This window comes from Nocardia tenerifensis NBRC 101015 (assembly GCF_000308715.1).
In the GTDB taxonomy this organism is placed as follows: domain Bacteria; phylum Actinomycetota; class Actinomycetes; order Mycobacteriales; family Mycobacteriaceae; genus Nocardia; species Nocardia tenerifensis.
The window spans coordinates 40,967-63,933 of record NZ_BAGH01000184.1 but is presented as its reverse complement, the minus strand read 5'-3'; the positions used below and the strand labels follow the sequence as shown (position 1 = coordinate 63,933).

At 65.3% G+C, this 22,967-nt stretch carries 17 protein-coding genes and 1 pseudogene; 5 read left to right on the top strand and 13 right to left on the bottom strand.

All coding sequences use genetic code 11. From position 1 onward, the window contains the following. The first annotated feature begins 61 nt into the window (after positions 1-61). Positions 62-736: a TetR/AcrR family transcriptional regulator gene (locus ON39_RS15185; RefSeq protein WP_040734686.1), complete on the top strand. Its 675-nt coding sequence runs from the start codon at positions 62-64 to the stop codon at positions 734-736. Between the two features lie 73 nt (positions 737-809). On the opposite strand, the gene ON39_RS15180 is transcribed toward ON39_RS15185, so the two are convergent. From ON39_RS15180 to ON39_RS15175, 3 genes and pseudogenes are all read right to left on the bottom strand, one after another. Then, a complete protein-coding gene (locus tag ON39_RS15180; protein ID WP_157195470.1) occupies positions 810-1,805 on the bottom strand; it encodes a porin PorA family protein in 996 nt (331 codons plus the stop codon). A 395-nt stretch (positions 1,806-2,200) separates the two neighbouring features. Next, positions 2,201-2,443, bottom strand: a pseudogene (locus ON39_RS51430) (acyl-CoA dehydrogenase C-terminal domain-containing protein); the annotation flags it as partial. 124 nt (positions 2,444-2,567) lie between these two features. After that, positions 2,568-3,305 carry an SDR family NAD(P)-dependent oxidoreductase gene (locus ON39_RS15175; protein WP_040734730.1) on the bottom strand — a complete coding sequence of 246 codons (738 nt, stop codon included), beginning with the start codon at positions 3,303-3,305 and terminating at the stop codon, positions 2,568-2,570. A gap of 115 nt (positions 3,306-3,420) precedes the next feature. Between ON39_RS15175 and ON39_RS15170 the strand changes: the two genes are divergently transcribed. Then, positions 3,421-5,070 (top strand): FAD-dependent oxidoreductase, encoded by a 1,650-nt coding sequence (locus ON39_RS15170; protein WP_040734685.1) that lies wholly within the window; start codon positions 3,421-3,423, stop codon positions 5,068-5,070. 114 nt (positions 5,071-5,184) lie between these two features. On the opposite strand, the gene ON39_RS15165 is transcribed toward ON39_RS15170, so the two are convergent. The 5 genes from ON39_RS15165 to ON39_RS15145 form a co-directional block, all read right to left on the bottom strand. After that, the gene (locus tag ON39_RS15165) at positions 5,185-6,237 is read right to left on the bottom strand and encodes a phosphotransferase family protein (RefSeq protein WP_085998186.1); all 1,053 of its coding nucleotides are present in this window, start codon (positions 6,235-6,237) and stop codon (positions 5,185-5,187) included. Between the two features lie 21 nt (positions 6,238-6,258). Continuing rightward, the gene (locus ON39_RS15160; RefSeq protein WP_051186643.1) at positions 6,259-7,221 is read right to left on the bottom strand and encodes an alpha/beta fold hydrolase; all 963 of its coding nucleotides are present in this window, start codon (positions 7,219-7,221) and stop codon (positions 6,259-6,261) included. 74 nt (positions 7,222-7,295) lie between these two features. Next, entirely contained in the window at positions 7,296-8,873 is a 1,578-nt protein-coding gene (locus ON39_RS15155) for an aldehyde dehydrogenase family protein (protein ID WP_051186642.1), read from the bottom strand. Between the two features lie 32 nt (positions 8,874-8,905). Further along, on the bottom strand, positions 8,906-10,351 hold the full coding sequence (locus tag ON39_RS15150) for an aldehyde dehydrogenase (protein ID WP_040734684.1): 1,446 nt from the start codon (positions 10,349-10,351) through the stop codon (positions 8,906-8,908). Beyond that, positions 10,348-11,427, bottom strand: coding sequence for an NAD(P)-dependent alcohol dehydrogenase (locus ON39_RS15145; RefSeq protein ID WP_246003123.1), 1,080 nt, complete (start codon positions 11,425-11,427; stop codon positions 10,348-10,350). The genes ON39_RS15150 and ON39_RS15145 overlap by 4 nt, the downstream gene beginning before the upstream one ends. A 585-nt stretch (positions 11,428-12,012) precedes the next feature. Between ON39_RS15145 and ON39_RS15140 the strand changes: the two genes are divergently transcribed. Further along, positions 12,013-13,224, top strand: coding sequence for an acetyl-CoA C-acetyltransferase (locus tag ON39_RS15140; protein ID WP_040734683.1), 1,212 nt, complete (start codon positions 12,013-12,015; stop codon positions 13,222-13,224). Positions 13,225-13,230: 6 nt separating this feature from the next. Next, positions 13,231-15,378: a 3-hydroxyacyl-CoA dehydrogenase NAD-binding domain-containing protein gene (locus ON39_RS15135; RefSeq protein WP_040734682.1), complete on the top strand. Its 2,148-nt coding sequence runs from the start codon at positions 13,231-13,233 to the stop codon at positions 15,376-15,378. A gap of 115 nt (positions 15,379-15,493) precedes the next feature. Here ON39_RS15135 and ON39_RS15130 read toward each other — a convergent pair whose 3' ends face one another. The 5 genes from ON39_RS15130 to ON39_RS15110 all read right to left on the bottom strand — a co-directional run bounded on the left by ON39_RS15130 (position 15,494) and on the right by ON39_RS15110 (position 21,229). Next, positions 15,494-16,273: a lysozyme family protein gene (locus ON39_RS15130; RefSeq protein ID WP_040734681.1), complete on the bottom strand. Its 780-nt coding sequence runs from the start codon at positions 16,271-16,273 to the stop codon at positions 15,494-15,496. Between the two features lie 7 nt (positions 16,274-16,280). After that, positions 16,281-17,150, bottom strand: coding sequence for a hypothetical protein (locus ON39_RS15125; protein ID WP_040734680.1), 870 nt, complete (start codon positions 17,148-17,150; stop codon positions 16,281-16,283). 123 nt (positions 17,151-17,273) lie between these two features. Continuing rightward, positions 17,274-18,515: a PucR family transcriptional regulator gene (locus tag ON39_RS15120; RefSeq protein ID WP_040734679.1), complete on the bottom strand. Its 1,242-nt coding sequence runs from the start codon at positions 18,513-18,515 to the stop codon at positions 17,274-17,276. Positions 18,516-18,601: 86 nt separating this feature from the next. Then, a complete protein-coding gene (locus ON39_RS15115; protein WP_146251309.1) occupies positions 18,602-19,624 on the bottom strand; it encodes an esterase/lipase family protein in 1,023 nt (340 codons plus the stop codon). 822 nt (positions 19,625-20,446) lie between these two features. After that, positions 20,447-21,229 carry an SDR family NAD(P)-dependent oxidoreductase gene (locus ON39_RS15110; RefSeq protein WP_051186639.1) on the bottom strand — a complete coding sequence of 261 codons (783 nt, stop codon included), beginning with the start codon at positions 21,227-21,229 and terminating at the stop codon, positions 20,447-20,449. Between the two features lie 207 nt (positions 21,230-21,436). On the opposite strand from ON39_RS15110, the gene ON39_RS15105 reads away from it, so the two are divergent. Then, the gene (locus ON39_RS15105; RefSeq protein ID WP_051186638.1) at positions 21,437-22,957 is read left to right on the top strand and encodes a flavin-containing monooxygenase; all 1,521 of its coding nucleotides are present in this window, start codon (positions 21,437-21,439) and stop codon (positions 22,955-22,957) included. Positions 22,958-22,967: the final 10 nt, after the last annotated feature.

Here is a 22,967-nt window from a genome sequence, read left to right as displayed (position 1 = left end):
GCCCAGGTGATACGGTCGAAGTGACCGTCCGTGCGGTAAAGTCTTTCAAGGAGGTACCGAAGTGGCAGGCCGACCCGGGCGCCGCGATCTGATACTGGAGACGTTCATTCGTCATGTGGCCGAACGAGGCTACGACCAGACCAATCTCGGCGATATCGCCAATGAGCTCGGCATGTCCAAGGGCACCATCGTGCACCACTTCGGCACCAAGGCGCAGATGCTGCGCGAGCTCGAGGACAACTACATGTCCCAGCGCAAACGCGAGCTGGAGGTTATCTTCGAGCGCCTGCAGTCGCCCGCCGAGCGCCTGGCGGCCATGATCTACGCGGCCATCTTCTACCAAGTCGAGTATCGCGACGCGACCATCGCCAGCCAGCGCGAATTCGTCCAGCTCGCAGGCGATCCCGAGATGCTGAAGATCCGCGAGCACCGCTCCGATGTGCAACGCATGATGCAGCAGGAGATCCGCTCCGGGATCGACTCGGGCGTGTTCCGCGACGTGGACGAAGGGCTCGCCACCCTGCAGATCTTCGGTTCCCTGCAATGGATGTGGACCTGGTTCAACCCCAAGGGCCGGCGCACCCCTGACGAGGTCGGCGCGGCCTTCGTCGATCTGACCCTCGGCGGACTGTTGATCGACCGATTCACCCTGACCGCGCTGTCCGATCCGACCGGCCGCGTGCCGAAGATCGTGCACGAGTGCATGCACGAGGCGGCATCGGCCAGTCAAGGCTGAGACATTCCGTCGAAGACACCGAATGGCCGTCCCCAGCCCTGGGGACGGCCATTCGCGTTGCGGGACCGCCGGCTCAGGCGCGCGCGGCCGGGCGGCGACGAACGATACCGATCACGAGCAGAACGAGACCGAGAGCAATCGACCCGAGCGGGACAATATCGGCGACCAGTCGCAGCTTGTTGGCAGCGGAATTCGCGCGCTCCGCGCTCGCTTTGGCGGATGCTTCGGTGGTTTTGATATCGAAGGCCGAGACGGGCAGCAAGTCCACCCGCTGACCGCCCACCTCCACGCCGGCGACCACCTGCTGTCGCTGCGTGGCGGTGATCGGTGTCCCGAGTTTGCGGTCGACTGCCACATTCAGCGCATTGGACGAGGTGTAGGTCAGCGGCACTACATCCGGCAGGGTCGGCAGTCCGCCGCGGAGGGCGTCCTGCTGCGTGGCGGGCAGCAGCGGAAGCAGTTGTTCGACAAGGGCCTTCGGCAGCGCGGTGGGCAGGGTGCGCAGCGTCGCGGGATTCTTCAGCGGCCCCTGCGCGGACACCTCGTAGCGGTACACCTCGCGCCCGAGAACCGTGTCGGAGCCCTTGTAGGTCAACGGAACTGCCGTCTGGGTGCCCGAATCCCAGTACCGCTGTGAATCATCGGCCGGCGGATCCAGCGCCAGGGAGACGGTCAGACCGGTGTGCGATTCTACCTCGGTGCCCGCGGGCGCGGGCGCGCTCCCGAGCGTCACGCGGTCGAGCGCGTAAGTATGGGTCTGATCGACTTTCAGCCCGTTGGGCCCGTTGATCACGGCATCGTCGTGCAGCACGGCGACATCACCGGTGGTGGACGATACGTAGATGTGCCGGTCCACGGTGATCGGCACATCGGTCATCAACGCATTCGCGGTGTCACCGCTTTGCAGCGCTTTCGAATTCAGCAGCGTAGCCCTGCCCTCGTAGTGCGCGATGGTATCGGTATCGCCCGGCAGCTTCGTCAGGGCGGGCACCACGGCGAAGCGCAGCACGCCCGCGAGAGCGATCAGCAGCACTCCGGCCGCTATGAGGGCGAGGGAGGATCGGCGCATTGTCATCATTTCGGTCCTGGAATCGGGAAGGCGACGCGCGAGCGAACCGCGACAGGAGCGGCTATACGGTCCACGCATCGCTGTGAGCTGCGACTCAGTGATGAGCCGGAGGCAAGCAGTAGACCACACTGACCGTACGGTTGGCTAGTATTCGAACGGATTTCGCGAGCAAGAGACCGTCCGGGTGGAGAAAACGGCTCTGCTGACCGCTTGTACGGTCCGCAAGCGACCCGGGGAGCGCGCCGTGTCCAGGCAATCCGAATCCCCGCGACGGCGTTAGAGTGCGACAGTTCGCTCAGTTCCCTGCGGGGATCAGAATGCGGTGATGCCAAGGGTCATGGGGTCGTTGTCCTGGTCTGCGAGCACGGTGCGGACCGAGGACAGCGTTGGCAATACCAGCCCACCAGCAAATCGCCGGTGGCGCGCAGGAATCGGACCGAACCGGTTCCGACCTTGTAGATCTCCTCAGGCTGCTCTTCGGCGGCACCCAGGGAGCCACTGAGTGCTGCGGCCATCCCGCGCACGTCCGCAACGGCCGTCCCTAGGAGGCGGGGCTCGGTGGTGAATCCCTCTCCCCGGCCAGCCGTTTCGCCGATCTTGCGGAAGAAGAAGTCCTGAGCCTTGATGCGGTGGCGCCCTCGTACGGGGAGCCGGATGATCGGGACGCGTGGGACGTCTTGTCGGCCGTGTCGGTGAGGTCGGCGCCCTGGATGCGTTGGCGGGTCGTCGGCGTCCGGTCACGGCCGGGAGTGAGTGGGAGGCTCAGCGAATGCCGCCGTCGAGGCGCAGAATCGACCCGGTATTGAAAGAGGAGGCATCGGAGGCGAAATACAGTGCCGCCCCGATGATCTCGTCGGGGCGGCCCGGCCGCCCGAGCGCGACCGTGGTGGCGAACTGGGCGCGGAACTCCTCCGGCCAGTGGGCGGCGATATCGGTTTCGATGGGGCCGCACTGAATCGCGTTGACCCGCACGGTAGGGCCGAATGCCTGCGCGAATCCCTCGGTGAGGTTGTTCAACCCGGCTTTGGCCGCCGAATACGGCAGCGCGATGACATCGGAGCGGGTGGCGGCCACCGAGGTGATGTTGATGATCGACCCGGCGCCCGCCGCGGCCATCCGGGTGCCGATTTCCGCCGTGAGCCGGAACGGCCCTTTGAGGTTCACTCCGATCACCTTGTCGAACAACGACTCCCCCACCTCGGCCAGGCTCGGGTACAGCGGCGAGATGCCCGCGTTGTTGACCAGTACGTCGACCCGGCCGAATTCGGCGTAGGCGGCCTCGATCAGCGCGTCGCAGTCGGCCCAATCGCCGACATTGGCGGCCACCGGCAGGGCGCGGCAGCCATACTTCTCGCTCAGTCGCGCGGCCAGTTCCCGGCAGCCGTCGATGCGCCGGCTGGCGATCACCAGGTCGGCGCCCGCGGCGGCGAACGCCTGCGCCATCTCTTTGCCCAGGCCCCGGCTGCCGCCGGTGATCAGGGCGATACGACCCGCAAGCACGCCGTTGTTGTCGCTCACCATCGGTCCCTCTTTTCTACTGCGCCGATGTAGCTCATTATTATGACCGTACGGGCGGTCAGTCAATCGCTCGACTAGACGCCTACAGAGGAGCGCCATGGCCTACGTGATCACGCAGCGCTGCTGCAACGACGCCACCTGCATTGCCGAATGCCCGGTGGATTGCATTCGCCCGACACCGGATCAGCCGGAGTTCGCCACGGCCGAAATGCTCTACATCGACCCCGATACCTGCATCGACTGCGGTGCGTGCGCCGACAGCTGCCCGGTACAGGCGATCTTCCCGGAGGACGAGCTCACCGCCTCGCTGGCACGGTACCGGGACATCAACGCCGCCTACTTCGAGCGGCATCCGCTCGAGGCGGATCTCGCGCCGCTGCCCGTACAGACGCGGCCATCCAAGGAATTGGGCACACTGCGCGTCGCCATTGTGGGCGCGGGACCGGCGGCCTGCTATGCGGCACTGGAGTTGCGCGCCCGCGCCGATGTCGAAGTCGAGATATTCGACAAGCTGCCCACACCGTGGGGTCTCGTACGCGCGGGTGTGGCTCCCGACCACGCGGGCACCAAGACAGTGACCGATGCCTTCACGATCGGCTTCGGCCGCGATGCCGTCCGCATGCACCTGAATGTGGAAGTTGGCGAGCACATCTCGCATGAGGAACTGCTCGAGTACCACCACGCGGTGATCTACGCGGTGGGCGCGAGCACCGATCGCCGCCTCGACATCCCTGGCGAGGATCTGCCGGGCAGCCATTCGGCCACCGAATTCGTCGCCTGGTACAACGGGCATCCCGAGTACTCGGACCGGCGATTCGACCTGTCCGGCGAACGCGCGATCATCATCGGCAACGGCAATGTGGCCCTCGATATCGCGCGCATTCTCACCATGGATCCCAAACAGCTGGCGACCACGGATATCGCTGATCACGCACTGGAAGCCCTGCGACACAGCGCTGTTCGCGAGGTCGTCCTGCTGGGCCGGCGCGGCCCGGCGCAGGCGGCCTACACCACTCCGGAGTTCCTGGCGCTGGGGCACCTGCCGGGCGTGGACGTCATCGTCGACGAGCAGGACCTGGTGCTCGATCCCGTCACACAGGCTCAGCTCGATGATCCGGAGGCCGAGCCGTCGCTGGTTTTGAAGGTCGACCTCGCCCGCGAGTACGCCGACCGGCTCCCGGTCTCCGGGAACAAGCGAATCGTATTCCGCTACTTGGCTTCTCCGACCGCGATCATCGGCGACGACCGGGCCGAAACCGTGGAAATCGTGCGCAACGCCCTGGTAGGCGACGCGGACCGGTTGCGGGCCGAACCGACCGATTCCACCGAGTCGCTGGCGGCCGGGCTGGTGCTGCGCTCGATCGGCTATCGCGGTGAACCGATCGACGGGCTGCCGTTCGACCATGCCCGCGGTGTCGTACCGCACGAGCGCGGCCGTGTCACTCCCGGCGTCTACGTGACCGGATGGATCAAGCGCGGGCCGCGCGGGGTCATCGGCACCAATAAGACCGACTCCAAAGAGACTGTCGACCAGCTGATCTCCGATTTCGTCGCCGGCGAGCTGAAGGCTCCGCGCGCAGGCCGGGAAGCGCTGGCCGACCTGGTGGCGCGGCGTCAGCCCGAGGTCGTCGGCCGCGACGGATGGGCCGCCATCGACGCGGCGGAACGGGCAGCGGGCACGGCGGCGGGCCGGCCTCGGGTCAAGCTGACCGAGACCCAGGCACTGGTGCGGGCGGCACGAGGCTGAACACAGCAGTGGGGCGGTGACCCTCGATCAGGATCGCCGCCCCACGCATCGCGTCGTGCACACCGGCATTCACAGGCGCGGGAGGAATACCCGCGCACACGACGCTAATCGGCCTCACTCGAGGAGTGCGGCCGCCTCGGCGAACAACTGCACGGTGATCCCATGCAGTTTGTCGCCGATCTCCCGGGGCGCTTTGCCCGCCGCGGCGCGGGCATACGTGCCCTCCAGGATGATTCCCAGCTTGAATCCCGCGAGCACGGTGTACCAGGTGATCGCGCTCAGATCCCGATCGGAGAACTTCGCGTAGTGCTCGACCATCTCCGCGGCGGTCGGTACTCCCCCGGCGGCGGCCAGCGCCGGGGTCACCGCGGCGCCCGCCGCACCGGCCGGGGTGGTGGCGATCTGCCAGCCCAGATCCAGGAGGGGATCACCGATGGTGGACATCTCCCAGTCGACCATGGCCGCCAACTCCGGCCCGTCCCAATGGAACATCATGTTGGCCAGGTGGCAGTCGCCGTGCATGATGCCGGGACGCCAACTGCGCGGCAGGTTGTTCTCCAGCCACCGCGCGACGCTGTCCAGATGCGGGATATCCGGTCCGGCGTAGTCGTCGTTCCTACGGTAGCCCTCGAGCTCGCGCAGCCACCGCGACACCTGGCGCTCCACAAAACCGTCGGGCTTGCCGAAATCGGCCAAGCCCAAGGCTGCGTAGTCGACGTTGCCGAGCTTGGCGATGCCCTCCACTGCCGACAGCACCATCGAGTGCCGCACCGACCCGTCACCGGCATGCAGGTCGGGCAATTCCGTACCCGGATTGAAGCCGTCCACCGGTTCCATCAGATAGAACACCGAGCCACCCAGCATGGATTCGTCCGTGCAGGCCGCGATCACCCGTGGTGCGATCACATCGGTGTCCCGCAGCGCGCCGAGCAGTCGCGCCTCCCGGCGCAGCACCGCATTGCTCGCCGGCCGGGGATGTTTCGGCGCGCGGCGCATGACATAGTCACGGTCGCCGCGTGCGAACCGCAACATGACGTTCTGTGTGCCGCCGCCCAGCGGAGCGAGGTCGGTGATCTCCCCCTCGGGCAGTCCCTGCGCATCCATCCACCGGCCGAGCGCGGGCAGATCGACGATCTCGGTCCACCCGCTGATCATCCGAACGGTCATCTCTCCCTCACGCCCCTCACGTCACCATCCCGTCAAACCCACTGGGCGGCTCCACATTTCGCGCAGGTGGATGATCTCGGCATTGAATTCCTCGATCGCCTGCATATTGCTGGCGTGCCCGCTGTCCGGCAGTTCGACGACTCGCTCCAGCTGGCCCTCGGCCCGGACCAGCTCCGCCGTGCGCATAGACTCGCTCGGCGGCAGCAGGCCGTCCCGCAGTCCGTAGAGGACCGTGGTCGGCACCTGCAATGCCCGCACGCCGGCGGAAAGCTCCACGCTCTGCAGGACTTTCGCCCAGCGGCTGCGGACACGCGGCGAGCAGCTGTTACTGATGCGCTGCCCGAACTCCACCAGCTCGGGCGATGCGGCGGACGTCAGCGCGAGCCTGCGGTACAGCGACCGGGTCAGAAACCGAGGCGGGGCGGGCAGCGGCGCAACCGCCGCCGAGGTGAGCAGCCGGGTGCCGAAATCCTGCCGTCGCGACATTCCCGCACGCCCTTCGGACAGACCGGTCGCGGTATTGGCCAGCAGCGCCGACACCGCGTACCGTCCCACCAGCTCGGGAAACCGTTGCGCCCAGGCGAGAATGGTGGCGCCACCCATGCTGTGACCCACCAGCGTGGCGGGCAGCGCGGGGTCCACGGTCGCCTCCAGCACCGCGGCGAGGTCCTCTGCCAGGACATCGGCGCTGTAGGCCCGCCACCCGGCTTCGCTGCGACCGTGGCCGCGTTGATCGAAGGCGATCACCCGGTACGCCCCGGATAGCTCGTTGATCTGCGCGTTCCAGAATTCGATCGCCGCCGCCCAGCCGTGCACCAGCACAATCGGTTCCGCGGCGGGGTCGCCGTATTCGCGGACGTGCAGGGCGGTGCCGTCGGCCGACAGAATGATCGACCGGCTGCGGGGAACGGGATGCCGGAACGGTCCGAACGCGTAATTCTCCGGCGCGAACCGCAGAGTCTGGCCGCAGAGGCTTCTGGGCATGCTGTAACTCCCTTGTATACAGTGCCTGTTTCCATGCGCCGAGGGCGCGAGATGTTCACCAATCACGGTGTAGGTCAGTCGATTCGACTCACCTTGCGGGCGGCCAGCCGTGCGCGGGGCCGCAAATTCGCGACCTTGCCCGCCGTGCCGTACAGCAACTGGACGGCTTTGAGCAGCTTGGGTGAGATCCGCGCATCGGTCGGATAGAAGTGCACGTCCCGGTTCGGGAACGAGCGCGCGACCAGCACCGCTTGCTTCTTACAGAACTTGCGGATGCCGTCCGCACCGTGGCGGGTCCCGATGCCGGAGGTCTTGACCCCGCCCATCGGCAGGCCGAGTGCGAAACAGTGGGTCAGCATGTCGTTGACCGAGACCGAGCCGGCCTCGATCCGCCGGGCCAGCCGCTCTCCGCGCTTGTGGTCCCGGGTCATGATCGTCGCGGCGAGACCGTATTTCGAGTCATTGGCCAGCCGCACGGCTTCCTCCGCGTCGGCGACCTTCATGATGGGGATCAGCGGCCCGAAGGTTTCCTCTGTCATACAGGTCATCGAATGATCCACGCCCACCAGCACGGTCGGCTGATAGAAGCGGCCCGGACCATCGGTGACGGGCTTTCCACCCACCAGCACCCGCGCGCCCTTGGCCTGCGCATCACGGACCTGCGCATCGATGATCCCGACCTGCGCCTCGGTGATGATCGCGCCGACATCGACCGCGCCCGGTGCGACGGGCACACCCTGCCGCAGCGCTTTCACCTTCGCCACGACGCGAGCGACGAATTCGTCGTACACCGGCGCTTCGACGTAGAAGCGCTCGGTGGACAGACACACCTGACCACTGTTGACGTTCGCCCCGAACACCGCGAGATTGGCGGCACGTTCGATATTGGCGTCCGCCAGCACGATCATCGGATCCTTGCCGCCGAGTTCCAGCGAGACCGGGATCAGCCGTTGCGCGGCCTGTGCGCCGATCTTGCGACCGGTCGCCGTCGACCCGGTGAACATGACCATGTCCACGACATCGACCACGGCGGCACCGGTTGCGCCGGCACCGGTCGCGACCTGGAAGACCGCGCGCGGCATACCGCATTCGATGAGACCGCGCCGGACGATCTCGATGGACAGCGGGGTGATTTCCGAGGGTTTCAGGATCACCGCATTCCCGGCGGCCAGCGCGGGAATGGAATCCCCGAATCCGATGGTGATCGGAAAGTTCCATGGCGCGATGATTCCCACCAGGCCGTGCGGCACATAGTGCGCGCGCATCTTCTTACCCAGCACGAACGGCGATGTCTGTGCGATTCGCTTGCTACGCAAGTACTTTCCGGAATTGTCCGCCCAATGGCCCAGCGCGGTCAGCGGATACGCCAATTCGAGCACGCTGTCCTCGAAAACCCGGCCGGTCTCGGCCTGCACCGCTTCCAGGATTTCATCGGCATGGTCGGCCATCCACTGCTGCATACGGCGGAACACCACCGCGCGGCCATCGAAACCCAGTGCCTGCCAGGCGAGTTGAGCCTTTCGCCCACGCTCGGCGAGGGCGGCCACCTCGGCGGCGTCCAGCACCGGCGCGGTGCCGATGCGGACTCCCGTCGCCGGGTTGACGACCTCGAGTTCAGCCGAACCCCGTGGTTCGGCGCTGATTTCGGTCATGACGATTGGTCCTTCACCTGTCGCCGGGCTCATCAGGGCAGATAGATCGACTTGTACTGCTGATAGGCAGAAAGACCCTCGGGGCCGAGCTCACGGCCCAGACCGCTGTCCTTCACACCACCGAAGGGCGCACCGTGGTCCATGGTGTAGCCGTTGACACCGATGCTGCCGGTCTGCACCCGGCGGGCAAGTGCCGCACCGCGTTCCACGTCGGAGGTCCACACCGTGCCGCCGAGACCGTAGGGCGAGTCATTGGCCAGGCGCACCGCATCCGCGTCGCTGTCGAACGGGATGACCGCGAGCACCGGACCGAAGATTTCCTCGCGCCCGATGGTGGCGCTGTTGTCCACGTCCGCGAACACGGTCGGCTCGACATACCAGCCACGGTCGAACCCGGCGGGACGTCCGCCGCCGACTGTGATTCGTCCGCCTTCGGCCTTGCCCTTGGCGATGTAGCCCTCGATGATTTCCCGCTGTCCGGCGCTGGCCACCGGCCCGATAACCGTCGAACGGTCCAGGGGGTCACCGATTCTCAGTGCGCGCACCATATCGCTCAGCGCGTCCACGACCTCGCCGTAGCGGCGGCGCGGCGCGAGAATGCGGGTGCAGATGTAGCAGCTCTGGCCCTGGTTCATCAGGCTGGCCGCGAACAGATTCGGGATCACGGCCGAGAGGTCGGCATCGTCGAGGATAAGTGCCGCCGACTTGCCGCCGAGTTCGAGAGTGACCGGCTTCAGCAGCCGCCCACAGGTTTCCGCGATCGCGCGCCCGGCATCGGTGGACCCGGTGAACGCGATCTTGTCCACGCCCGGGTGGGCCACCAGGTGCGCACCCGCCGTGCGTCCCGCGCCCGGAACGATATTCAGCACGCCCGCAGGCAAGTCCGCCGCGGCGGCGGCCTCGGCGACCAACATGGCGTCGAGTACGGTCTCCGACGACGGTTTCATCACGACAGTGCATCCGGCGGCCAGCGCGGGCGCGATCTTGAAGAAGGCCAGGGTCTGCGGGAAGTTCCACGGCACGATCGCACCGACCACGCCGAGCGGTTCACGACGCACCTCGGTCGTGCCGGCGACCAGCGATCGACGCACCTCGCTGGCGGGTAGCTGCCGAACGAGCTCGGCGTAGTAGCGCAGCATCGTCGCGGGAACAGCGCCCTCGACCGGCTTGCCGAAGCGGATCGGCATGCCGTTCTGCATGCTGACCCGACGCACCATTTCATCACTGCGAGCGAGCAATTCGGCCGCGAAGCGCTCCACGTAGTCCGCCCGCCACGCCGGTTCCCAGGTGGCCCAGCCATGCGGATCGTCGAAGGCCCGGCGCGCGGCAGCCACCGCGGCGTCGATATCGGCCGGGCCGGCGGCGGGCACACTGCCCAGCAGTTCCTCGGTGCTCGCCGAATACGCCTCGATCCGCTCCCCCGACGACGGTCGGGTCCACGCCCCTCCGATGTACAGCGAGCCGTAATCCACCGTCATGGGGTGTCCTTTCCTGGGACCAGCACGGGTTTGATCACCGCACCGGATTTCATGGCCTGCTCGGCGGCGTCGATACGCGCGAGCGGGAAGAGTTCGATCAGTTCGTGGAACGGAAAGCGATCCTGCCGCCATAACTCGATCAGCTTGGGAATCAACAACTTCGGCACGCTGTCGCCTTCAAGGATGCCCTTGACCGTGCGGCCGAACGCCAATTGGTCCGGGCGGACCACCAGCGGCTTCAGCTGCACGCCGACGCATCCGCACACCCCGCGCAGGCGCAGAACGTCGATGGCGGTCGACACCACCTCCGGCACTCCCGTGGTGTCCAGGGAGAAGTCCAGGCCGCCAGGGACGAGCGCCTTGACAGCCTCGGCCAGCTTGTCGGTATCGGCGCTGAAAGTATGTGTGGCCCCGAGCTTTTCGGCCAGGCGCAGCCGATCCGGATTGCGGTCGACCGCGACGATGGTGGTGGCCCCCGCTACTTTGGCCGCCATGACGGCAGACAGGCCAACCGTGCCGGTGCCGAATACCGCCAGCGAATCTCCGGCGCCGACCCCCAGCGAGGTGAAAACCGAACCCGCGCCGGTCAATATGCCGCACGACAATGGACCCAGCAGCTCGAGCGGCAGTGCCGGATCGACCTTGATCGCGTTGCGCGCCGGCACCACGCTGAGTTCGGCGAACGACGACTGGCCGAACCATTTGCCCATGACCGGCTCCCCGGCGGCATCCCGCACCGTGGTCGGCCGACCCGGGCGGTAGCCGGACATATTGCGAGGCCAGAAGGATTCGCAGTAGGCAGGCTGGGCATCGAGGCAATTGCGGCAGGTACCGCAGAAGTCGAAGGACAGCACCACATGATCGCCCACCGCGAGGCCGGTGACGCCGGGCCCCAGGGCGATGACCTCGCCCGCACCCTCGTGCCCCGTGATTATCGGCGGCTTGCACATAGGAGTGCGGGGCAGAAAGTCGCTGTGGCACATGCCGGTTCCGGCGACACGAACGAGCACCTGACCGTACCCGGGTGCGTCGAGCTCGACATCCTCGATCCGGAAGGGACCGTCGGCGGTGCGCAATACCGCCGCACGTGTGCGAATCGATGTCATGACGCGCTACCGGAACGAGCGGGCGCGCTGGAGAAAGAGGCCACGTTGCCACACCTTTCGAGATTCGTGTGCACCTCACACATCATACGATACTGACCGCTCGTACAGTCAATAGCCACTTGCCGGACTCTTCCGGGGGCACGGCTCGTCCCCGCACCCGTTCGACCGGGAAGCTCGACAAGCTGCAGCGCCGGCGACAGTGCGCTGAAATGCCGCACACGAGGTTGCGCTTGGTTCATCACACCTTCTTCAGACCATCCCGATGCGCCCCGAGCGACACACCACTACTGACCGCTCGTACACAGTCGATGCAGAGTGGCGCCGCAACTCCACCCGAACGACTGCACGCTCCATACCGAGGCAAGCAACAGACCTTGCAGCCCACGAGGCGCCGATGCATCTCCTCGCAATCTTGACCGTCCGTACAGTCACTCTGTTAGCATCGCCTCCGACCCCTACCTTGCTGCCGCAGCGCTGCGGAGGATGTCGCTCCGCCCTCCCCCACGGAGCCGCCACGAGCGCTCGGTAGAGAGGCATCACGAAAGGAACGACGACATGCCGACCGAGGCATTCATATTCGAGGCGCTACGTACGCCACGCGGCAAGGTCAAAAAGGGTTCGCTGCATTCGGTGAAGCCGGTCGATCTTGTCGTCGGGCTGATCGAGGAACTCCGGAACCGATTCCCCGACCTGGACGAGGATCGCATCTCCGACGTCCTGCTCGGGGTCGTCTCCCCGATCGGAGACCAGGGCGGGGATATCGCGCGCACCGCGGTACTGGCGGCGAAGATGCCGAACACGGTGGGCGGCGTGCAGCTGAACCGTTTCTGCGGATCGGGCCTCGAGACAGTCAACCTAGCCGCGCAGAAGGTCCGTTCGGGCTTCGACGATCTCGTGCTCGCCGGTGGTGTCGAGTCCATGTCGCGGGTCCCGATGGGCTCGGACGGCGGGGCCATCTTGGCCGACCCGGCGACCAACTACGATATCGGTTTCGTGCCGCAGGGCATCAGTGCCGATCTGGTTGCCACCATGGAAGGCTTCAGCCGCGAGGACGTCGATGCCTATGCGGTGCGCTCGCAGGAGCTCGCCAGCGCGGCGTGGACCGGCGGCTACTTCGACAAGAGCGTAGTTCCGGTCAAGGATGTCAACGGTCTGGTCGTGCTCGACCACGACGAGCACATGCGTTCCGGCACGACGGTCGCGGATCTCGGGAAGCTGAAGCCGTCCTTCGCCGCGCTCGCCGAGACGGGTGGTTTCAACGCGGTGGCGCTGCAGAAATATCACTGGGTGGAGCGAATCGACCACGTGCACCACGGCGGCAACAGCTCAGGCATCGTCGACGGAGCCGCGCTGGTTCTGCTCGGTTCCGAGGAAGCCGGGCAGGCCTCGGGCCTGACACCGCGTGCCCGTGTGGTGGCGACCGCGACCAGCGGCGCCGACGCGACCATCATGCTGACCGGTCCGACGCCGGCCACCGAGAAGGTGCTCGCCCTCGCGGGACTGACTGTCGACGACATCGACCTGTTCGAGATCAACGAGGCGTTCGCCGCCGTCGTCCTCAAGTATCAAAAGGATCTGAACATCCCGGACGAGAAGCTCAACGTCAACGGTGGCGCGATCGCGATGGGCCACCCGCTCGGCGCCACCGGCGCGATGATCACCGGCACCATGATCGACGAGCTCGAACGGCGAAACGGCAGATACGCACTGATCACGCTGTGCGTCGCGGGCGGCATGGGCGTCGCGACGATCATCGAGAGGGTTTGATTCGCCATGACAGAGAACATGATCGGTTGGGACCGGGACGCCGACGGCATCGTAGTGCTGACCATGGACGACCCGAACCAGAGCGCCAACACTATGAACGCCTTGTACAAGGCGTCGATGACCGCCACTGTCGATCGGCTCGAAGTGGAAAAAGACGACATCACCGGCGTCGTGCTCACCTCGGCGAAGAAGACCTTCTTCGCCGGCGGAGATATCAAGGACATGATCCGGACAACCCCGGACCAAGCGCAGGCCGTGATGGATGAGCTCGATGAGATCAAGGGCACGGTGCGGCGGCTCGAACTGCTCGGCAAGCCCGTCGTCGCGGCAATCAACGGCGCGGCCCTCGGCGGCGGCCTCGAGATCGCACTCGCCTGTCACCATCGCATCGCGGCCGAAGTGAAGGGCAGCCAGATAGGTCTGCCCGAGGTCACGCTCGGGCTGCTGCCGGCGGGCGGTGGTATCACCCGCACCGTTCGGATGCTGGGCATCCAGAACGCACTGATGGGTGTGCTGCTGCAGGGACAGCGCAACAGCCCGGCCAAGGCGAAGGAAATCGGCCTCGTCGACGAACTGGTCGGCTCGGTCGAGGAGCTCGTGCCCGCCGCCAAGGCCTGGATCAAGGCGAACCCGGACAAATGCGTGCAGCCCTGGGATGCCAAGCGCTTTCAGCTCCCGGGCGGCGATCCGTCATCGCCAGCGCTCGCGGCGAGCCTGCCCGCGTACCCGGCTAACCTGCGCAAGCAGCTCAAAGGCACCAACATGCCCGCACCGCGCGCCATCATGGCGGCCGCGGTCGAGGGTGCACAGGTCGGTTTCGAGGACGCGTCGCTGATCGAGTCACGCTACTTCGTCTCCCTGGTGACAGGTCCGGTCGCGAAGAACATGATGCAGGCGTTCTTCCTCGACCTACAGTCGATCAACAATGGCGGCTCCCGCCCCAAGGGCATCGCCAAGCGCGAGATCCGGAAGATCGGCGTGCTCGGCGCGGGCATGATGGGTGCGGGCATCGCCTACGTCTCCGCACAGGCCGGCTACGACGTCGTCCTCAAGGACGTCACGGTCGAAGCCGCCGAACGCGGTAAGGCCTACAGCGAGAAGCTTGAAACCAAGGCCCTCGCCCGGGGCACGACCACCGAGGAGAAGTCGAAAGCGCTGCTGGACCGCATCACTCCGACAGCATCGGCAACCGACTTCGCCGGCGTCGACTTCGTCATCGAGGCGGTCTTCGAGAACTCTGAGCTCAAGCACCGGGTGTTCCAGGAGATCGAGGACATCGTCGAGCCAGACGCGCTCCTTGGTTCCAACACCTCCACCCTGCCGATCACCAGCCTCGCGACCGGAGTGAAGCGCCAGCAGGACTTCATCGGCGTCCACTTCTTCTCCCCGGTCGACAAGATGCCGCTGATCGAAATCATCAAGGGCGAGAAGACGTCCGACGAAGCACTGGCCCGCGTGATCGACTACACCCTGTCGATCCGCAAGACGCCGATCGTCGTCAACGACAGCCATGGATTCTTCACCTCACGTGTCATCATCACCTTCATCCAGGAGGCGATCGCAATGCTGGCCGAAGGTATCGAGCCGGCGACCATCGACCAGGCGGGTGCACAAGCCGGCTATCCGGCTCCCCCACTGCAACTCGCCGACGAGCTCAACTTGAAACTCATGCACAAGGTCACGCTCGAGGCCCGCGCGGCCGCGGAACGCGGCGGCACGACGTTGCCGTCGGATCATCCCGCCCATCGCGTCATGGAATTCATGCTGGAGCAGGGCCGGCCCGGCCGGCTCGAGAAAGCGGGCTTCTACGAGTACGACGACAGCGGCAAGCGGGTGAGGTTGTGGCCCGGCCTGCGCACGCATTACAACACGATCGCGGGCGAGACCGTGCCGATCCGCGATCTCATCGACCGCATGCTGTTCATCGAGGCCATCGAAACCCAGAAATGCTTCGATGAGGGCGTGCTCACCACGTCGGCCGACGCCAATATCGGCTCGCTGTTCGGGATCGGCTATCCAGCATGGACCGGCGGTGTGCACCAGTTCATCGTCGGCTACGCCGGCGAGGGCAAGGCCGCGTTCGTCCGGCGTGCCGACGAGCTCGCCGCGAAGTACGGTGACCGATTCCAGGTGCCGACGTCGCTTCGCGACTGACAGCAGAGACCGAGCCGTGCTCTGGCTTCCACTCCGGGGTACGGCTCGGCCTCGGTCATGGCGCGCTCCAGCTCCGCACACTCTGTGGTGACAGCGACGAGCAGCGTGTGCCGGGTCAGGCGTCGTAGCGGCTGGCGGCGGCGCGGACCTGATCGACGTAGACGCTCGACTGGTTGTAGGCCAGGATGGCCTGCCGCCAGCCGGTGGCCGTGGCGAGGTCGCCGCCCGCCGCGCACAGGTAGCGGCCGGCAGCTACGGCGGCGTCGTCGATATTGTCGGGGCTTCCCGAAAGGGACTTCGCCGGAACAGGTTTGCCGGATTCGAGCGCCGCGGCGATGATGCTGTAGTCGGCATCGGCGCGAATACCCCAGCGGGCCCAGGTGTCCGGGATGAACTGGAACGGACCCATCGCTCGGGCGGAGACCGTTTTGCCGGTGCGGGCGGTGGCCGAGGGGTCGACGATGACGGCATTGCCTCCGGTGCCGTCGAGGGCGACGCCGCGGATCACCGGGCGCACCGACCCGTCGGCGGCGATGGACGCGCCGCCGAAACGAGCGTGATTGCTTTCCACACGCGCGATCCCGGCCAGGGTGGTCCAGCCGAGGTGGCAGTTCGGCTGCGCCTTCGCCAGCACAACGGTGGCGTAGCCGTACGCCTGCAAGGCGCGCAGGGGGATGGCGAACCTGTCCGCGCGGGGGCGGGCCCAATTCTGCAGCTGGTCGAGTTTGTGTTCGACCGCCTCCAACCGTATGCCCGGGACCGGGCCGCCGGAACCGGGCGGGGCCGAGGTGTGATCGGAGGCCAGGCCACAGCCCGTGACGGTCACAGCGACCGCCGAGACCAGCATCGCCACACGGGCGAGCCGGAATTCGCTGGTGCCGAGAATCTTTCGCATTCCTCACCTAGCCGCAGGGGCGGCCGGAACGCGGTGTCGACACGGCCGTCCCGGCGGGCGGTGCGCAGCGGGTCGTGGTGACCGAGAGCGTGGCAGTTGTCGTCCTGCTGGGTGTTCCAGGCTTCGCGGTCGTCACGGTCAATGTCGTTGGGGCAGTGGGTGTCAGCGTAACGCTCGGCCTGGTAGGCACGACCCGAGTCGTGGTGACCGCGGAGGTGGTCGCGACAACCGGCGTCGTGGTGACCGTGGGCGTCATCACCACGGTGGTCACGCTCGGAGTGAGCACGACCGTGACGGTGGACGGTGTGGTGCCGGAGTTGGTGGTCGAAACCACCGACGGGTACACGGTTGCCGGTACCAGCGGGCCGATGCTCAGGCTTGCGCTCGCGCTCAGACTGACCGAGAGGCTCGGCGCGTCGGTAGTGGTGACAATCGGCGTATCCGTGATCGTGACGGGGATTTCGGTCGTGGTGACCGGGGTGTCGCTGGTGGTCAGCTCGGTGGAGGTGTCGACCATTGGCTCGTCGCCATCGGGATACGGATCCGATATCGGCTCGGACCCGTCACCGGGAACCGGAACATCGGCCGGTGTTTCCGAATATGGCTGGGCCGCACCATTGTTCGCGCCATCGAGCGCCCAGGCCGAAACAAGCTGCGTGGTGGACTCTCCGGTCGTGGACGACGACGCCTCGACATCGGCCACTCTGCCGTCGTCCCGGGATTCGAGCGCGACCACCACGGCGACGGTGAGCGGCAACAGCACCGCGACCGCCAGGATGCGCGGAAGTCGCCGCCCCATACGGAATCCGGGTTCGACAATGAACGCCGCCATATCCGGTTGGTCCTGATCGGAGTTCTTGTGGTCGTTGGATTGCACCTGAGATCCTTTGTTCTGTCTTGTGTCGCTGGAAGATTGCGAGCTTGCCGGTAACAGGGGCGTGCGAGTCGGCCGATGGGGCAGACACCGGCAATCGCCGAGCCGGAGGTATCGCGTGCTATTTCATGCCGGGCGCTCGGCCGGATAGAGGCGGTGGATGATCAACGCCGCGGCCAGCATTCGCGATTCGTGTGGATGCAAGGGATTGAGGCCGGTGATGTCGCCGATCCGGCGCAACCGGTAGGTGAGGCTGTTCGGATGCAAGTGAATCTCCTCGGCGGCTCGCTGGCGATCCCAGCCGTGCCGGACGTGGGCCTCGAGCGCTTCCAGCAGATGTTTCTGGCCGATCAACGGGCGTATCCGCGCCGCGAGCCGATCGCGTGCCACTCCTGGCCGGACCAACTGGTATTCCAGCAGCAGGTCATCGGTCCCGTAGACACCGGGCGGACGCTCCAGACCTGCCGCCAGCTGACCGAACTCCAGAGCCTGCGTCGCCGCAGCAGGAAGACCGGCCAGCGACACCGCACCGAAGTCGATCATGATCACCGGTTCGCCGAGCCACTCCGTGAGGCAGCTGGCCAGGCCTAGAAGCCGTGCGGGGTCTGGCGCAACCTCGTCGGCCGGCAGCAGCACCACACCGGCGCGACCGTCGAAGGTATGCAGGGCAGCGGTTCCCGCGAACCGGTCGAGTTCATTCTGGACAAGATCGATTCGCCTGCGCTGCTCGAAATTCACATATTGCGGGTCCACCCCTTCGGTGAGACGCACGTGCAGCGCTATCAGCGCGTAGCGCTCGGACACCACCATGTCGGCCTGTACGGCGAGCGTCGTGGTCGGGGCGCCGCTGACGAGCGCGTCGCACAGGGCCCGCCGGGCCTGACGTTCGAGGCCGTCGCCAGGGCGTTCGGAATGGGACCGGGACTCCAGCAGGATTGCCATGGCTCTGCCCAGACAGTCGAGTAGCAATCGATTCAGCGCGAACATGTCGGTCATGTCGACCGGCCGTGCGACACTGGCCGCCTCGTTCCACACTGCGATCGTCACCGCGAATCCGCCGCTTATCAAGGTGCGCACCGATAGCCGTTCCTCGGCACACAACTCGGCGAGAGGAGCGATTGCTCCGGCCATCTCCTCGTCGGTGAACTCACGCCCGTCGTCGATGGCCCTGATGGCCGACAGGAACAATTCGACTGCCACCGATGCGAAGCAGTCGGCGACACGACGATCAGGCAATTGATCCAAGGCAGGAAAGGATCGCAGGACAGTCGTCACGAGTTTCGATTTCAGGTCGCTTATCCGCAATAGCAATCGGGCCAAGAATGGCTCATCGATCACCAAACGGTGCGTGGGGTCGAGCACCGGCATCGTCTACATCTCACAGGAAGCTGTATTGGAAGTTTGGGGAATTCGCCCCGAGCGGACTCGGAGCGAATTCGCTGCATCAGGATTCTCTAGGACGATTGCTGCACTGCGGGCAGCCACGCCAGCCCACAGTTGGCATTCTTCGCCGTCGACGGCGACAACGCATTGAGCACCAGCCTGATGGTTGTGTTGTTGTACGGCAGGCGGCCGTGGTCCACCAGATCGAGACCGCAGGCGTCCTGGACCCACTTGTTGTTGACCCCGGCTTCGTTGATGAACGTGGCCGAGGCCGGCGTCGACAGCAGGTCGTACTTGGTGCCGATCATGGTGTAGGACACGCCGGGCTTGGTGACCGGCCCGTTGTTCACGACTTTGACCACTGTCGAGTCCGTCGTCTGGTCGGCGCACGCCGGGCAGGCGGCTTCCAAGAGCTCGCCGGCACCGGGGATCAACGCGGCTAGAGTGGCCAAGCCGCTGATGGTGCTGCCGTGGGTGGTAGCGCCCATCCCGACGACCGTGCCCACCTTCGATGCGTAGTTCAGCACCTTCGTCACATAGAGCGCGATCAGTCCGCCCTGGGAGTGTCCGACGAGATCGACCTTGGTTTCTGGACCGTACTTGGTGATCAACTGATCGACCAATGCCTTGACCTGATTCGCCGACGTCGGTAGCGGTTGCACCGTCTGCACGAGGTTGCTCGGGTTGCTGGTCAGCGCGACGGAGAACACGCAGTATCCGTTGTTCGCGAGGATCGGGCCGAGCGCACCCCAGTTGTCCTTCATCGCGCCGAACGTGCCTTGAATGAGGACGACCGGTCGCGGATGGGCCGCGGTGAGCTTGCAATCGTTGTTGTTCACCCCCGCCGGCGGCGCCGCCGGGTTCGAGACGGCGGCGAGGACACCGGCCGTGAAGGTCGAGATGATCTGATATTGGTTGTCCGCCGTGGCCGTGCTGTTCCCGCTCAGGGCTAGAACAGAGGTGATCAGTGCGGCGATACCGGCCCGTAGAAATGCTCGCGCCATCGTGTTGTTCCTTTTCTCAATGACCGAAAGTGGGCTCCGGAGGTTTCTCCATCGCATTCGGTTCGACCGAATGTAGGCGCAGACCAGCAAGCATCTGATCGGATTTCATGAAATCTCAAGAGAATCTCCTATCCCACAAACATTCATATGCCTGATTCTCCGATCCGACGAATGACCTGGATCCGCCCCCTTCAGCCGTGCAAAGGCGCCGCAGGAATTTCGGTTGATCGCTAGTTGAGTGCGGGGCAGGGGCGAAACAGAGGAAATCCCATATCGTGCCGCTGCATCGGCAACATAGGTGCCTCTCGGTAGCACAGTCGTCATGCGCACCGCCCCGAAAAGGCGAACCCTCGCCATCGCGGTCAACAGCACCCCGACTGCCACCAAGGCGAGCGAAGAATGGCGGATTGTCAACATTCGGTCCTGCTATCCGGCTCATGATGCGCGAGGACTCCGCCGTCCAGTTCTGCCATGCGGTCCGCACATCACTGTGACGAGCGACTCATTGTGAGCCGATGGCCAATAGTAGACCACACTGACCGTACGGTTGGCTAGTTCAAAGAACGTCGCTTTGTCGACGTTGCCCAGCATCCCCCCGAACTGCACCGTTACCAACCAGAGCGGAGCAGCCGCGAGGCTATCAACCGTCCGTACAGTCAACTAGATGCGGGACGTTCAGGGTTCGAGAGCGTTCTCCGAAAAGTCGCTTGCCCCAACGAACGCACCGAAGGGTCGTATCCCGTCGTACCGCATAACGCAGTGGCTCCCAGGCGGTCGCGCCGCTGACCGCGCGCGACGATGCAGGCCACTGTCGAGATCACTCCGGGATCGGCGCCGACCGGTTCAGTGGACGCACGCGGCACTTCCGAACCGCGCGTACGGCTCAGCAGGTAGCGGGCGTCGTTCTGTGGTTCATTTGTACAGGCCGGCTCTATTGAGCGATTGCCCGCCGTCTATCCGCAATATCTGCCCGGTTATGTAACCTGCCGCTGGCGAAAGCAGGAAGAGCATGCAGCCACATACTTCGTCTAGAGTCGCTACGCGCCCTAGTGGGACTGTGCTCAGCAGCCGCGTTCGCGCCGACTCCGGCATGGCCACCACTTTGGGGGTTGCGATCAGGCCGGGGGCGATTGCGTTGACCCGGATTCCGTCATCGGACCACTCCGTAGCGAGCGATTTCGTCAGACCCAGCACCGCGGCTTTCGAGGCGGAATACGACAGCTGACCGCGCAGGCCGTCCTGGGCTGCGACAGAGGACACGAAGAGTATCGACGCCGTGTTCGATTCGCGCAGAGCCGGATACGCAGCTTGGGAAATGAAGACTTGCGACATCAGGTTCGATTCCACGTCGCGCCGGAAGTCTGCTGCTGGAAATGTCGCTGCGCGATGGATCGTGTCGACGATGCCCGCCGCACCGATCACCGAGTCCAGTCCGCCGAGCGTTTCGACGGCCTCGTTCACTGCCGCGGCGGCCGCACCGGGGTCGGTGATGTCAGCTTGCAGGTGCAGATCGGCTCGGGTGTCCGGTGCGTCGACCATGTCGACTCCCGCCGTGCGGCAGCCGCACGCGACGAGCAGGTCGATGAGGCGCCGGCCGAGCCCACCCGCTGCGCCGGTGACCAGTACTCGTGCGCCGCGCCGCGGGGTGGTCAGGGTTGCCGCGTGGTTCGCGCCCGGATTCGAATCTGCGGTCATTGGGTTGTCCTATCCACCTCGGGAGGTAGCCGAAGCGCTCGCCGGCCGAGCTCGGTGTCGATCACTTGATCGACACCGTAACGATGTGGACAGCACGTGTCAATGGCCATGTCGATCATCCGATCGACACCATTGACAGCGGCGGGCCATGCTCCCTAACGTGTCGATCAAGCGATCGACACGATCGCGGAAGGAGTACTACTACACATGGCGAAGGCCGATTCGAGCATTTTGGTCGAGGACCAAACTTGCAAAACTGCCGAAGTCGAGGCGATCATTGTCGGCTCCGGATTCAGCGGGCTTGGCATAGCGGCGTTGCTCGACCGTGCGGGATACACGTCGTTCAGGATTCTGGAGTCGCACGACGAACTCGGCGGTACCTGGCGGGATAATAACTACCCCGGGTGTGGATGCGACATCCCCTCACCGCTCTATTCCTACTCATTCGCGCAGAAGCCCGACTGGAACCGCTTGTTCGCCAGCCAGCCGGAAATCCTTGAATACCTGCAAGATTTTGCGGCGAGCAGGCGACTGACCGACCGAATCCGATTCAACGAGCGGGTCGACTCGGCAGTCTGGCACGAGGACCGCCGACTGTGGGTCACGACCACACGCGCCGGACACATCTATCTCTCTCGATTTCTGATCGTCGCAGTAGGGGCGTTGCACCATCCACTGATGCCTCCGATGCCCGGGCTGGAGGACTTCCGCGGTCCGGTCTTCCACTCCGCGCAGTGGCGTCATGATGTCGACCTGCACGGTAAGAAGGTCGCGGTCATCGGAACAGGCGCTAGCGCAATACAATTCGTGCCCGCCATCGCCGGAGACGTGGCCGAGATGACCGTCTATCAGCGAACGGCTCCGTGGATCCTGCCGAAGGCCGACCGCGAGTTGGAGCCGCGGTACAAATTCCTTTCACGGTGGGTGCCGGCCTACCGTTGGTATCAGCGCGCGCGGTTGTTCTGGATTCATGAGAAGCGTGCGCCCGGTTTCGTACACGACCCGGTCGCGATGGAGAAAACTGCCGCGCTGGCTCGATCGTATCTCGAACGGCAGGTACCGGACCCAGTGCTGCGTGCGCAATTGACTCCCGACTATGAAATCGGATGCAAACGGCTGCTGATCTCCAGTCACTGGTACCGCACGCTACAACGCGAGAACATTTCGGTCGTCAACGGCAGCGTCCGCAAGGTAACCGCGACGACCGTCACGGGCAGCGACGGGATCGAGCGAGACACCGACATCATCATCTACGGAACAGGTTTCGATATTCAGAATTCGGTGCGCATCGACATCGTCGGCCGCGACGGCGTACGCCTCGAGGATGCCTGGAAAAATGGCAACGAAGCGTTTCTCGGGACGGCAGTGGCGGGATTTCCCAACATGTTCACCATGGTGGGACCCAATTCGGCCCTCGGACACAATTCGCAAGTGTTCATGATCGAGTCTCAGGCACGCTACATCGTAAGCCTGCTCAAGCGCATGCACCGCCGCGGCGTGGACACAGTGGAGGTTCGCACCGACGTCCAACGCCGGTTCAATTCCTGGCTCGACGGGCGTATGTCGCACACCGTGTGGCAACGAGGCGGTTGCCGCAGCTACTACCAGGACGCTCGCTCCGGCCGTAACACCGTGCTGTGGCCGGACACGAGCATCGCCTTCTGGAAGCGGACCAGGCGGGTTGACCTCGGCGACTTCGCCACCGATTCGATTCGCCCGAACCGATGACGACTTGTCC